The sequence below is a fragment of the Pseudomonas sp. RC10-4-2 genome (assembly GCF_050433085.1).
GTDB lineage: Bacteria > Pseudomonadota > Gammaproteobacteria > Pseudomonadales > Pseudomonadaceae > Pseudomonas > Pseudomonas aeruginosa.
Genome location: NZ_JBNPXX010000002.1, coordinates 1,135,287 through 1,148,440, shown reverse-complemented (window position 1 = coordinate 1,148,440; position 13,154 = coordinate 1,135,287). Strand labels below are relative to the sequence as shown.

At 64.4% G+C, this 13,154-nt stretch carries 13 protein-coding genes and 1 tRNA gene; 4 read left to right on the top strand and 10 right to left on the bottom strand.

Annotated elements, in window-relative coordinates:
• Positions 1-85 precede the first annotated feature (85 nt).
• The 5 genes from FHW81_RS13295 to dapA form a co-directional block, all read right to left on the bottom strand.
• Positions 86-175 (bottom strand) — tRNA-Ser (locus FHW81_RS13295).
• Between the two features lie 93 nt (positions 176-268).
• The gene (gene purC / locus FHW81_RS13290; RefSeq protein ID WP_003108622.1) at positions 269-979 is read right to left on the bottom strand and encodes a phosphoribosylaminoimidazolesuccinocarboxamide synthase; all 711 of its coding nucleotides are present in this window, start codon (positions 977-979) and stop codon (positions 269-271) included.
• Positions 980-1,007: 28 nt separating this feature from the next.
• The gene (locus FHW81_RS13285) at positions 1,008-1,766 is read right to left on the bottom strand and encodes an MBL fold metallo-hydrolase (RefSeq protein ID WP_003123205.1); all 759 of its coding nucleotides are present in this window, start codon (positions 1,764-1,766) and stop codon (positions 1,008-1,010) included.
• Positions 1,705-2,895: an outer membrane protein assembly factor BamC gene (gene bamC, locus FHW81_RS13280; RefSeq protein WP_070698508.1), complete on the bottom strand. Its 1,191-nt coding sequence runs from the start codon at positions 2,893-2,895 to the stop codon at positions 1,705-1,707. The genes FHW81_RS13285 and bamC overlap by 62 nt, the downstream gene beginning before the upstream one ends.
• 17 nt (positions 2,896-2,912) lie before the next feature.
• Positions 2,913-3,791 (bottom strand): 4-hydroxy-tetrahydrodipicolinate synthase, encoded by an 879-nt coding sequence (gene dapA, locus FHW81_RS13275; RefSeq protein WP_003086270.1) that lies wholly within the window; start codon positions 3,789-3,791, stop codon positions 2,913-2,915.
• Positions 3,792-3,974: 183 nt separating this feature from the next.
• Here dapA and FHW81_RS13270 point away from each other — a divergent pair, with 183 nt between their 5' ends.
• Both FHW81_RS13270 and FHW81_RS13265 read left to right on the top strand, forming a co-directional pair.
• Positions 3,975-4,532, top strand: a complete 558-nt coding sequence (locus FHW81_RS13270; protein WP_003086267.1) for a glycine cleavage system protein R — start codon at positions 3,975-3,977, stop codon at positions 4,530-4,532.
• An 11-nt stretch (positions 4,533-4,543) separates the two neighbouring features.
• Positions 4,544-5,017, top strand: coding sequence for a peroxiredoxin (locus FHW81_RS13265; protein ID WP_003086262.1), 474 nt, complete (start codon positions 4,544-4,546; stop codon positions 5,015-5,017).
• Between the two features lie 60 nt (positions 5,018-5,077).
• On the opposite strand, the gene FHW81_RS13260 is transcribed toward FHW81_RS13265, so the two are convergent.
• Positions 5,078-6,151: an AI-2E family transporter gene (locus FHW81_RS13260; protein ID WP_003108615.1), complete on the bottom strand. Its 1,074-nt coding sequence runs from the start codon at positions 6,149-6,151 to the stop codon at positions 5,078-5,080.
• Positions 6,152-6,184: 33 nt separating this feature from the next.
• Positions 6,185-6,436, bottom strand: coding sequence for a sulfurtransferase TusA family protein (locus tag FHW81_RS13255; protein ID WP_003086258.1), 252 nt, complete (start codon positions 6,434-6,436; stop codon positions 6,185-6,187).
• A 162-nt stretch (positions 6,437-6,598) separates the two neighbouring features.
• Between FHW81_RS13255 and FHW81_RS13250 the strand changes: the two genes are divergently transcribed.
• The gene (locus tag FHW81_RS13250; RefSeq protein WP_003112546.1) at positions 6,599-8,032 is read left to right on the top strand and encodes a tetratricopeptide repeat protein; all 1,434 of its coding nucleotides are present in this window, start codon (positions 6,599-6,601) and stop codon (positions 8,030-8,032) included.
• Between the two features lie 108 nt (positions 8,033-8,140).
• Here the strand turns inward: FHW81_RS13250 and nadA are convergent, their stop codons facing one another.
• Positions 8,141-9,199 (bottom strand): quinolinate synthase NadA, encoded by a 1,059-nt coding sequence (gene nadA, locus FHW81_RS13245; RefSeq protein ID WP_003112547.1) that lies wholly within the window; start codon positions 9,197-9,199, stop codon positions 8,141-8,143.
• A gap of 747 nt (positions 9,200-9,946) precedes the next feature.
• Here nadA and mvfR point away from each other — a divergent pair.
• Positions 9,947-10,945, top strand: a complete 999-nt coding sequence (mvfR, locus tag FHW81_RS13240; RefSeq protein WP_003108614.1) for a multiple virulence factor transcriptional regulator MvfR — start codon at positions 9,947-9,949, stop codon at positions 10,943-10,945.
• Here the strand turns inward: mvfR and phnB are convergent.
• Together phnB and FHW81_RS13230 are read right to left on the bottom strand one after the other, a co-directional pair.
• Positions 10,898-11,500, bottom strand: a complete 603-nt coding sequence (gene phnB / locus FHW81_RS13235; protein WP_171893898.1) for an anthranilate synthase component II — start codon at positions 11,498-11,500, stop codon at positions 10,898-10,900. The two genes, mvfR and phnB, sit on opposite strands and share 48 nt — an antisense overlap.
• Positions 11,478-13,070 (bottom strand): anthranilate synthase component 1, encoded by a 1,593-nt coding sequence (locus FHW81_RS13230; RefSeq protein ID WP_031653406.1) that lies wholly within the window; start codon positions 13,068-13,070, stop codon positions 11,478-11,480. The genes phnB and FHW81_RS13230 overlap by 23 nt, the downstream gene beginning before the upstream one ends.
• Positions 13,071-13,154: the final 84 nt, after the last annotated feature.

Below are 13,154 nucleotides of genomic sequence, written 5' to 3'. Positions count from 1 at the left end.
GGGGAATGTCACGCAAAGCTGCTCCCCCAAAATTCCCCCAAAAGAAAAGGGCTCCAGAAGCGTAAACCTCTGGAGCCCTTGTATATGGCGGAGAGATAGGGATTTGAACCCTAGGAGCCATTGCTGACTCAACGGATTTCGAATCCGTCCCGTTCGACCACTCCGGCATCTCTCCGTGCGGCGCGCATGATACCAGCTTGTACGAAGAACGCGAAGCTTTCTTGAAGATTTTTTCGCGTTCTTTCAGATGGTTGCGCGCATTTAGAGGTTAAAGCGGCACGCCCAGGCGCTTGGCTACCTCTTCGTAGGCTTCGATCACATCGCCGAGGCCCTGGCGGAAGCGGTCCTTGTCCATCTTCTTGCGGGTTTCCTTGTCCCACAGACGGCAGCCGTCCGGGCTGAACTCGTCGCCGAGGACGATCTGGCCATGGAACAGGCCGAACTCCAGCTTGAAGTCCACCAGCAGCAGACCGGCATCGTCGAACAGCTTGTTCAGCACTTCATTGACCTTGAAGGAATAGGTCTTCATCTGCGCCAGCTGCTCGGGAGTGGCCCAGCCGAAGGCCTGGACGTGGGATTCGTTGATGAACGGATCGCCCAGGGCGTCGTTCTTCAGGAACAACTCGAAGGTGGGAGGAGTCAGGGCGATGCCCTCTTCCACGCCGAGGCGACGCACCAGGCTGCCGGCGGCGAAATTGCGCACCACGCACTCGACCGGGATCATGTCGAGCTTCTTCACCAGGCACTCGGTATCCGACAGCAGCTTGTCGAACTGGGTCGGAATGCCGGCAGCTTCCAGCTTCTGCATGATGAAGGCGTTGAACTTGTTGTTCACCGCGCCCTTGCGATCGAGCTGTTCGATGCGCTTGCCGTCGAAGGCGGAGGTGTCGTTGCGGAACAGCAGGATGAGACGATCGGCATCGTCGGTCTGGTAAACCGACTTGGCTTTGCCGCGGTAGAGTTCTTCGCGTTTTTCCATGATGGGCTCCGCTTACGGGTAATAGGGCCTAGGCGATCTCGCGCCAATCCAGGCCTGAATGCTGATCGGCCACCTGCAGCCAGCCCGGATCGCACCCGAGGGTGTCGACGAAGGTTTGCCGGGCCAGCTGCGGCGAGTTGTTCTTTTCGCTGAGATGGGCCAGCACCAGGTGCTGCATGCGACCCCAATCCAGCTGCTTCACCAGTTCTGCGGACTGATGGTTGTTCAAGTGCCCTCGCGAACCGCCTACGCGGGCCTTGAGAAAATAGGGATACGGGCCACCGGCAAGCATCGTGCTGTCGTGGTTGGCCTCGACCACCAGAGCATCCACCGCACGATAGCACTCCAGCACCTCGGCCGTGGCCATTCCCAGATCGGTGAGCATGCCGAAGCGCCGCTGCCCATCGGACAGCACGAACTGGGTAGGCTCGCGGGCGTCGTGCGAGACGCCAACCACCTGCACTTCCAGCCCGCGGATCGCCAGGCGCTGGCCGGCCCTCAACAGCTCGGCGGGGTGCACCGGGCGGCGCATGCCGCTCAGGGTACCCGCACTGAGATAGACCGGGATTTGGTAATGCCGCGCCAGCAGTTCGACGCCATGGATGTGATCGGCGTGTTCGTGCGTGACCAGGATCGCGTCCAGCTGCGCGGGGCTCAGCCCCAGGCGCGCCAGACGCTTGATGATTTCACGCAGCGGGAAGCCGCAATCGATCAGTATCCGGGTGTCAGAACTGCTCACCAAGGCCGAATTGCCCCGGCTTCCGCTGCCCAGAACCGCGAACCGCATTGCGCATGCTCTCCTGGAGTTTTTCCAGTACGTTTTGCGCGACATCGGCCGGCGCAGAGGTGTTGATGTCCTTGTCGACGGTGACCTGCACGGCGTCGCTGACGGTGGTCAGGCGGACCTGGTAGCGCTGGGCCTTGGCGTCTTCCTCTTCCTTGGTCTTCTCGCCGCCGCCGAACAGGCGACTGAAGAACCCGGGCTTGTCTTCGTCGGGCTTCTTCGCCCCTTCGGCGATGTTCACGTAGTACACGCCAAGGCTGCGGTTGAGGTCGTCGACGCGGATATCGGCGTTATCCAGGGCACGCCCGACACTGACCCAGGAGCGGTCGAAGTCGGATCGCAAGGTCAGCACCGGGTTGCCGCTGCCGTCCTTGCTCAACTCGAAGGTGCCGGGCGTGTCGTAGATCGAGTTGGCTGCCAGCAGGGAGACCGAGCCGCCCTGCTCGGCGCTGCGCGCCATGCTCGCGACCATCTCGTCGAGCAGCGCCGCGTCGAGGCTCGGCGCCACCGACTTGCTCGGCCAGCTCGGGCTGTTGGTGTCACCGGCGGCGCGGGTCTGGCTGAGCACGTAGACCTCGCTGGTATTGCTTTGCACGCCGGGCTCGATACGCACCCGAACCCGTGCCTGGCCGTCCGGCTCGACACCGCTCACGCGGCTGCTAAGGCGGCGTGCCAGCGGCGCGGAAAGCTGCGACAGCGATTGCCAGTCGGAACTGAACTCGCCGGTCTGCGGGCGCTCGTCGGCGATGCGGAAACCGTTCTCCTCGAAGAACTGCCGGGCCACCGGCCAGACTTCCGCCGGCGGACGCTGGGCCACGACCCAGCGGCTATCACCGCTGCGCTGCAGGCTGTAGTCGCTGATGTCGCCGGCGTTGGCCAGCGGCTGCGGACGCGGAACCTCGTACTCACCCTCTTTTTCGTGGGTGGTGGCGACGTTCAGCGGAATCGGCAGCAGCGGATCGAGCGGCTTGCTGTGCACCCCTTCGGGCAATTGCATGGGAGGCGTTTCGCGGGCGCCGAGGTAGTCGTCACCGCGGTCGCGGAAATAGCCCTCCGGCCCCCACAGCCAGCCGCAGCCGGAAGTGTTGCCGATAACCAGGGCGAGGGCGGTCAGTCCAGCCAGTCGCTTCATTGCGTGGAGCTCCTTGATCAAGCCAATACGCCGGTCTGGCGCATGGCCTGACGCAGCGGCTCGTGGCAACGCGGGCTGAGCCAGGTCAGGGGCAGGCGGATGCCCTCGGGGATCAGACCCATCTCATGCAGGGCCCACTTCACCGGAATGGGGTTGGATTCGATGAACAGCGCCTTGTGCAGCGGCATCAGGCGATCGTTGATGGCGCGCGCGGCTGCGGCGTCGCCGCGCATGGCGGCGGCGCACAGGTCGCTCATGGCGCGCGGCGCGACGTTGGCGGTCACGGAGATGTTGCCCTTGCCACCCAGCAGCATCAGCTCGACGGCCGTGGCGTCGTCGCCGGAATAGACGAGGAAGTCCTTGCCGACGCGCTCGATGACTTCCTTGGCGCGTTGCAGGTCGCCGGTGGCCTCCTTGATGCCGATGATGTTCGGCACCTTGGACAGGCGCTCGACGGTCTCCGGAAGCATGTCGCAGGAGGTGCGGCCCGGTACGTTGTAGAGGATCTGCGGGATCGCAACGGCTTCGGCGATATGGCGGAAGTGCTGGTACATGCCTTCCTGGGTCGGCTTGTTGTAGTACGGCGTCACCAGCAGGCAGGCGTCGGCGCCGCCGCTTTTCGCGGCCTCGGTCAGCGCCACCGCCTCGCGGGTGGAGTTGGCGCCGGTGCCGGCGATCACCGGGATGCGGCCCTTGACCTGGTCGACCACGCGACGGATCACCTGGATGTGCTCTTCCACGTCCAGCGTGGCCGATTCACCGGTGGTGCCGACGGCGACGATGGCGTTGGTGCCTTCCTGCAAGTGGAAGTCCACCAGCTTGGCGAGGCTGTCCCAGTCCAGTCGACCCTGAGCATCGAAGGGGGTGACCAGTGCCACCATACTGCCCGCAATCATGCAACCGCTCCTGCCGCGAAATTAAAGCGGTAATGGTACTGTCGGCGGCAGGCCTTGCACAAGACGAGCGCCACCTCGTCGGAAGCCGCTGACAGGCGGCAGACGTTTCCCTCGGCGGCGCTTTTCGCTACCCTTCCCGCTTTAGGTACGGCCCGTGCCGCCAGCGTATTCCAGGAAAGTTGAATGTCCACCAGCCAACCCCGCGAACAATTCCTTCTGATCAGCGCCCTCGGCCCCAACCCGATGGAGCTGACCACCCTGCTCTGCCGCGCCTGCGTCGAGAGCCGCTGCGCCGTGGTCAGCAGCCGCCTGACCCGCCACGGAGAGTTCAGCGCCCTGGTGCTGCAGATCTCCGGAAGCTGGGATGCCCTCGCCCGCCTCGAGGGCAGCCTGCCGGCCCTCACCAAGCGCGGCGACATCACCCTCAGCATGACCCGCAGCAACGCTCACGTGACCCGCGCCCAGGCGTTGCCTTACGTGGCCTATGTCAGCGCGGTGTATCGCCCGGACATCCTCAACGAACTCTGCCAGTTCTTCATCGACCACAACATCGAGCTGGAGAACCTGACCTGCGACACCTACCAGGCGCCGCACACCAACACCACCATGCTCAACGCCACGATTACCGTGACGCTGCCCGCCGGCACCCAGATCAGTTGGCTGCGCGACCAGTTCCTGGACTTCGCCGACGCCCTGAACCTGGATGCCCTGATCGAACCCTGGCGCCCCCAACACCCCTGAGGAGCCGAGCCATGCCGGTCGCAATCGACAAACCCGTACCCGACTTCACCGCCCCCGCAACCAGCGGCAAGGAGGTGACCCTGTCCGCGCTGAAGGGCAAGCAGGTCGTCCTGTATTTCTACCCGAAGGACAGCACCCCCGGTTGCACCACCGAGGGCCAGGGCTTCCGCGACCAGTACGCGGCGTTCCAGAAGGCCAATACCGAGGTCTTCGGCATCTCCCGCGACGGCCTGAAGTCCCACGAGAACTTCAAGTGCAAACAGGAATTCCCCTTCGAGCTGATCAGCGACAAGGATGAAGCGGTCTGCCAGCTGTTCGACGTGATCAAGCTGAAGAAGCTCTACGGCAAGGAATACATGGGCGTCGACCGCAGCACCTTCCTGATCGACAGGGACGGCGTACTGCGCCAGGAGTGGCGCGGCGTGAAGGTGCCCGGGCATGTCGACGCGGTTCTCGCCGCCGCCCAGGCGCTCAACGGCGCCTGAGCCCCGCCCCGAAAAAAAAGGCCGCATCCGCGGCCTTTTGCATTTTTCATGCGGCCGATGCTATCGCGTGGCTGCCGGAGTCTCGGGAAGGTCCTTGGGCCAGGCATCCAGCACCGCTTTCACCAGGGTCGCCAGGGGGATCGCGAAGAACACGCCCCAGAAGCCCCAGAGCCCGCCGAACAGCAACACCGCGCAGATGATCGCCACTGGGTGCAGGTTCACCGCCTCGGAGAACAGCAGCGGCACCAGCACGTTGCCATCCAGCGCCTGGATGATCGCGTGGGCCACCATCAGGTAGATGAACTGGTCGCTCCAGCCCCACTGGAAGAAGGCGATCATCGCCACCGGTACGCTCACCACCACCGCGCCGATGTACGGCACCACCACCGACAGGCCGACCAGCAGGGCCAGCAGCGCTGCGTAGTTGAGCCCCAGGTAGGCGAAGGCGATGTAAGTCACCGCGCCGGTAATGACGATCTCGATGACCTTGCCGCGAATGTAATTGGCGATCTGCTGATTCATCTCGGCCCAGACCTGTTTCATCAGCCCGCGCTCGCGCGGCAGGTAGCGGTGGAACCAGGTATGGAAGCGCTTCTTGTCCTTGAGGAAGAAGAACACCAGGATCGGCACCAGCACCAGGTAGATCATGACGTTCACCACCACCGGCAGGCTGGCCAGCGACGAGGTCAGCGCCCACTGGCCGATCTGGCCGAATTCGCCGCGCGCGGTCTCGATGGCCTTGAGCACCTGCTCCTCGCTGATCAGGCTGGGATAGCGCTCGGGCAGCATCAGCAGCACGCTCTGCCATTCGCCGAGCATCCGCGGCAGTTCGTTGAACAGGGTGAACAATTGCTGCCAGAGCAGCGGCAGCAGGACCACCAGGAACAGCGCCAGCAAGCCGAGGAACAGGCTGTAGACCAGCCACACGGCGAACAGGTGCGGCACCCGGAAGCGTTCCAGCATGCCGACCACGCCCTGGATCAGGAAGGCGATCACCATCGCCGCCAGTACCGGCGCGAGCATCCCGCCGAAGGCGAGGATGACGCTGAAGCCGAGCACCAGCATGATCGCCAGCACCACTGCCTCCTCGTCGGAGAAGTAGCGCTGCATCCAGTCGCGTAACACCTTGATCATCGGAAATCCTGAATCGGAACGGCGAAGGCTCCGCTAACGCTTGCGCAGCCAGTATCGATAGACGCCTTCGGCGGCCTCTTCGCGCAGCAGTTCATGGCCGGCGAGCTGGGCGAAGGCCCGGAAGTCTCGCTGCGACCCGGCATCGGTGGCGATCACCTTGAGCACCCCGCCGCTGGGCAGGCGGTTCAGCTCCAGCTTGGCCTTTAGCAGGGGCAGCGGACAATTGAGACCACTGGCATCCAGCTCCGCGTCACATACCAGGGGGGATGAATCGTTATCCGTCATGACAGCCTCTCCCGAAGGGCCGACAAGCATACCCAAGCCTATCCGCCGCTGGCCAGTTGAAACGGCGCTCGAAGTCCAACAGCTTCGGGTCTCGGGCAGATACCTAGGCAGTGCCGATAACCAACGGCTAAAGTAAGGCCTTTGCCAACCTGAGCCTCCTGCATGAATGTACTGCGCCCTGCCCTGTTGACGCTCGCCTGCATGCTCGCTTCGCCGGTCATGTCGGACGATCTGCCCTCCCTGGGCGACGCATCTTCCTCGATCGTTTCGCCGGAGCAGGAGTTCCAGCTGGGCCGCGCCTGGCTGAGCATGCTGCGCAACCAGGTCGATGCGATCTCCGACCCGCAGCTCAAGGACTTCGTCGAAAGCAGCGTCTACCGGCTGGCCGAAACCAGCGACCTGCAGGACCACCGGCTGGCCTTCATCCTCATCCGCGACGCACAGATCAACGCCTTCGCCGCGCCCGGCGGCGTGATCGGGGTCAACGGCGGGCTACTGCTCAACGCCCAGACCGAAGGCGAGTATGCCGCGGTGCTGGCCCACGAACTCGGCCACCTGATCCAGCGCCACTTCGCCCGCGGCATCGAGGCACAGCAGCGCATGCAACTGCCGGTGATGGCAGCGATGCTCGCCGGCATCGTCGCCGCGGCCGCCGGCGCAGGGGATGCGGGTATCGCGGCGATCGCCGGGACCCAGGCGGCGGCGATCCAGAACCAGTTGCGCTTTTCCCGGCAGAACGAGCAGGAAGCCGACCGCGTCGGCGTCACCAACATGGTTCGCGCCGGTTACGATCCGCGCTCGATGCCGAACATGTTCGAGCGCCTGGCGCGGCAGTACCGCTACGACGGCAAGCCGCCGGAGTTCCTCCTCACCCACCCGGTCACCGAATCGCGTATCGCCGACACCCGCAACCGCGCCGAACAGTATCCCCAGGGCGGCAAGGAAGACAGCCTGCGCTACCAGCAGATGCGCGCGCGCACCCAGTTGCTCTTCGAGGAAACCCCGGGGATGGCCGGCAAGCGCTTCCGCGCCATGCTCAACGACAATCCCAAGCTGGATGCCGCGCGCTACGGACTGGCCATCTCGCAGACGCGCATCGGCCAGCTCAACGATGCCCGTGACAACCTCAGGCAATTGCTGGCGAAGGCACCCAACGACGTGGCCTACAACCTGGCCCAGGTCGAGCTGGACATCACCGCCAACCGCCTTCCGGATGCCGATCAGCGGTTGAAGAAGATGCTCGCCCAGTTCCCCAGCAGCTACCCGCTGAAACAGGTGCGCGCCGACCTGATGCTGAAGATGGGCAAGCCGCAGGAATCGGAGAAGATCCTCGACGACCTGAGCAAGGCGCGGCCGCTGGACCCGGATGTCTGGAACCGTCTGGCCGAGGTGCGCAGCCTGACCAACAACGCCATCGGCGTGCACCAGGCCCGTGCCGAGTACCTGTCTCTGACCGGCGACTACCAGGCCGCCATCGAGCAGCTCGATTTCGCCAAGCGCCGCGCTGGCGGCAACTTCCAACTGGCTGCGCGACTCGACGCTCGTCAGCAGGAAATTCGCCAGCAGGAAAAGATGGTCAAGGAAATGTTCCGCTGAGCGGCATATCCGAGGAAAAACACCCGGCGAAGCTCATCGAAACAGGGGGTTGGGCGAACAACCGCACCGCGCTTACTCGCCCTACGCAGCGGCACGCCCTCGCCAGGATCAGGCGTTCCCGGCCTGGCGCAGGCGCGCGGCCTGGGTGAAGTCGAGCATGCGCTTCAGCGGACGGACCGCCCTCGGGATCAACGCCGGGTCGACGAAGATTTCCCCGCTGCCCTCGCGCAGGCAGGCCAGGGTCCGCTCGAGCGTGTTCATCGCCATCCACGGGCAGTGCGCGCAGCTGCGGCAGGCGGCGCCGTTGCCGGCGGTGGGGGCCTCGATGAAATCCTTGTCCGGGCACAACTGCTGCATCTTGTAGAAGATGCCGCGATCGGTGGCGACGATGAAGGTCTTGTTCGGCAGGGTCTGCGCGGCCTTGATCAACTGGCTGGTCGAGCCCACGGCATCGGCCAGCGCGACCACGCTTTCCGGCGATTCGGGGTGGACCAGGATGGCGGCGTCCGGGTAGAGCGCCTTCATGTCTTCCAGCTGCTTGGCCTTGAACTCCTCGTGGACGATGCAGGCGCCATCCCAGAGCAGCATGTCGGCCCCCGTCTCGCGCTGGATGTAGCGTCCCAGGTGCTGGTCCGGCGCCCAGAGGATGGGCTCGCCGTTGTCCATCAGGTGTTCGACGATCTCCACCGCGCAACTGGAGGTCACGACCCAGTCGGCGCGTGCCTTCACCGCCGCGGAGGTGTTCGCATAGACCACCACGGTCCGTTCCGGGTGCTGGTCGCAGAATGCCGAGAATTCATCCACCGGGCAGCCCAGGTCGAGCGAGCAGGTCGCTTCGAGGGTCGGCATCAGCACGCGCTTCTCAGGGTTGAGGATCTTCGCCGTCTCGCCCATGAAGCGCACCCCGGCCACGACCACCGTCTGCGCCGGATGCTGGTTGCCGAACCGGGCCATCTCCAGCGAATCGGACACGCAACCGCCGGTCTCCTCGGCCAACGCCTGGATCACCGGATCACAGTAGTAATGCGCCACCAGTACCGCGTTCTGCGCCTTCAGTTCGGCCGCGATCGCCGCGCGATGCTCGGCGCTCTCCTGCTCGCTCAACACACGGGGTTGCTTGGCGGCCAGGTGGGCCTGTACCAGGAGTCGTTCGGAAATGTGCGTCATAGTCGCTACACCTGAAGGCGCAACAGCGCGTCTCTCGATTTTATACCCGGCGGCAGGCTGGACCGCAGGGAACTGACGATTGCAGGTTTCGGGCACGGCACCCGTGTCCCCTTGAGCAAACCCCGGGGATCCGCCTGCAAGGCCGCGGATTCTAACCGCATAGGTCGCGCCAGGGCCATCCCGGCATCCGTACCGGCCTGGCCGGTGGCTACGCTAACAAAAGACATAGGTTTCGGTCGTTAGACCTACGCGACATAATTTTTTCGTTTCTTAGAACCGTCTATAGCTCGGCTCGCTCCACGACCGAACACGACATGCCGGCATGCCAGCGTTAATACTTTGGTATTAGGCCCTTGGTATTAACGTTAAATAACCGGTAAATATCCGGATTTTCTTTTCGTCGAATTTACGAGCAATATGAAACATATTTCGTTGAAATAAGCTCTTCTTTCACATAATTATAAAAATATCCTGAAACAGAGCCGTCATCCCTCACCTCCAAAACGACGACTCCCCGTGCCGTGCACCCGCCGCGCAGAAAGCGAGCCGGCGGCCGATTCCACCCTCGCACGCCAGCCCTTGCGCTTCACTGACCGACGGGAGGTTTCCCCGATGAAAACGTCATCCAGAAGACAAGTTGAAACACTCGGGCGCTATCTATCGAGTCCTCGACGCTTCTTCCACAGTAGCGGCAACCTGACCCGATCAAGGGAAGCGGCACGCGCCACCCAATAAAAGGAATAAGGGATGCCTATTCATAACCTGAATCACGTGAACATGTTCCTCCAGGTCATCGCCTCCGGTTCGATTTCCTCCGCTGCGCGGATCCTGCGCAAGTCGCACACCGCGGTCAGCTCGGCGGTCAGCAACCTGGAAATCGACCTGTGCGTGGAGCTGGTCCGTCGGGACGGCTACAAGGTCGAACCCACCGAGCAGGCGCTTCGCCTGATCCCTTACATGCGCAGCCTGCTGAACTACCAGCAGCTGATCGGCGACATCGCCTTCAATCTCAACAAGGGTCCGCGCAATCTCCGGGTGCTGCTGGACACCGCCATCCCGCCGTCGTTCTGCGATACGGTGAGCAGCGTACTGCTCGACGATTTCAACATGGTCAGCCTGATACGCACCTCGCCCGCCGATAGCCTGGCGACGATCAAGCAGGACAACGCGGAAATCGATATCGCCATCACCATCGACGAGGAACTGAAGATCTCCCGCTTCAACCAGTGCGTGCTCGGCTACACCAAGGCGTTCGTCGTCGCCCATCCGCAGCACCCGTTGTGCAATGCCTCCCTGCACAGCATCGCGAGCCTGGCCAATTACCGGCAGATCAGCCTCGGCAGCCGCTCCGGGCAACATTCGAACCTGCTGCGGCCGGTCAGCGACAAGGTGCTCTTCGTGGAAAACTTCGACGACATGCTGCGTCTGGTGGAAGCCGGCGTCGGATGGGGCATCGCGCCGCATTATTTCGTCGAGGAACGCCTGCGCAACGGTACCCTGGCAGTCCTCAGCGAACTCTACGAACCGGGCGGCATCGACACCAAGGTGTATTGCTACTACAACACCGCGCTGGAATCCGAGCGCAGCTTCCTGCGCTTTCTCGAAAGCGCCCGCCAGCGCCTGCGCGAACTCGGCCGCCAGCGTTTCGACGATGCGCCGGCCTGGCAACCGAGCATCGTCGAAACGGCGCAGCGCCGCTCAGGCCCGAAGGCGCTCGCGTACCGCCAGCGCGCCGCACCAGAGTAGAGCGTTCTCCAGCAGACGCTGGCCGTGGGTGGTGAGAATCGACTCGGGATGGAACTGCAAGCCCAGCTGTCGATTGCGCGGATCGGCCATCGCCATGATCTCGCCATCGGCATCGGCCAGGCAGTCGAAACCTTCCGGCAGGCGACTGACCACCAGCGAGTGGTAGCGCGCGACGCGCAGATCAGCGATGCCGTCGAACAGCGGGTGACGCTGATCGAAACGCAGGGACGTGCTCTTGCCGTGCAGCGGCTTACTCGCCTCGCCCACCGCGCCACCGGCGGCCAGCGCCAGCGCCTGGTGGCCGAGGCAGACGCCGAGCACCGGCAAGCGCCCGCGGGCCCAGGCGAGCAATTCCAGCATGCAGCCGGCGTCTTCCGGCCGACCGGGCCCCGGCGACAGCACCAGCAGTTCGCAACCGTCGGCCAGCAATGCCGCCTGGATCGTCGGCAACGGCGTATCGTTGCGCATCACCCGGACCTCCGCGCCGAGCAGGCAGAACTGCTCGACCAGGTTGTAGGTGAAGGAATCGAAGTTATCCAACAGCGTGATGCGCATCGCGCTCTCCCCTTTCGCGTTCGGCAGCGGCCACGGCGGTCAGCACCGCCAGCGCCTTGTTGCGGGTTTCCTCGGCCTCCAGCCGTGGATCCGAATCCAGCACCACGCCGGCGCCTGCCCGGACCCGGGCGATACCTTCGCGGACCTCGGCGGAGCGGATGACGATGCTGGTATCGAGGTTGCCGGCGCTGTCGAGAATGCCGATCGCGCCACCGTAGCTGCCGCGATAGCCATCCTCGTACTGCCGCAGCAACTGCATGGCACGGACCTTCGGCGCACCGACCAGGGTGCCCATGTTCAGGCAGGCACGGTAGGCATGCAGCGCATCCAGTTCGCCATGCAGTTCGCCAGCCACGCGCGAGACCAGGTGCATCACGTGGCTGTAGCGATCGACCTTGAGCATGTCGCGCACCTGCCGCGTACCGCTGCGGCAGACCCGCGCCAGATCGTTGCGCGCCAGGTCGACCAGCATCATGTGCTCGGCGATCTCCTTGGCGTCCAGGCGCAACTCCGCTTCCAGGCGATTGTCCAGTTCCGCATCGATGGCGCCCCGGGCATCGCGTCCGCGCGGGCGGGTGCCGGCGATGGGATAGAGTTCCACCTCGCGACTCTCCGCGTCGTACTTCAATGCCGACTCCGGCGAAGCGCCGAACAGGCAGAAGTCCTCCGCATCGAGGAAGAAGCGGTACGGGCTGGGGTTGCGCAGGCACAACTGGCGATAGGCCCGCCAGGGGTCCGCACACGGCATGCTGAAGCTGCGCGACGGTACGATCTGGAACACGTCGCCGGCCCTCACGTGGGCCTGCAGGCGCTCTACCTGGCGGGCAAAGCTCGCATCGTCCAGGTCGACCTGGTAGTTGCCGGCCCGTACGCCTGCCACCGGCGACTCGGAAGCCTCCTCCACGGCGCCATGGAATTCGTCGGCACACTGGCGCAGGCTGGCGGCCAACCGGTCGTGCCCGGCCGGATCGTGGACGAACGCCTGCAGCGAAGTCCGGCGCGCCAGGTGATCGATGTCCAGCAGCAACTCCGGCACCAGGAACAGGTAGTCCGGGCAATGCCGCGCAGGTTCGGCCGGCGCCGGCAAGGGTTCGAACTGCTCGGCCAGGTCGAAGCTGAACAGGCCGCCCAGCAGCGCGGGCCCCTCCGCGTCGCCCAGCGTTCCGAGCACGCGGCGCAGCGCCTCCAGGCTGGACAGGCCATACAGGCGTCGCCACTCGTCCACATGCGACTCTTCCTGGGGGAAGCGCCAGTGCAGGGTGTCGCCGTCACGCAAGCAGGTGACCTGGGCCGGACAGGCCTCGCTCAACGGCGCCAGCAAGGCGCGTCCGTTGGAGTTCAACGCCCGCAGCACCACATCGCGCCCCCAGCACTCGATGCGCAGGCAGCTGGAAAGGATCGCCACGCTACGCCGCGCAGCCTTGCTGTCCACGTCGAAGCAGTCGAACAGCATCCGGTTGGCGCCGGCCATGCGCCAGATCGACAGCGCCTCCGGCACCAGCGTGCGGTACTCCAGACTTTCTTCCAGTCGATAGCCAACCCCGCTCACGAGCCACCTCCTCGCGCCCATGGGCGACTGGCCTGCGCGACGCTAGCGCGCAACGGCATGTTCATCATCGGTACCCCCCCTTTTCCCCCAATTGCGACCGCTGCC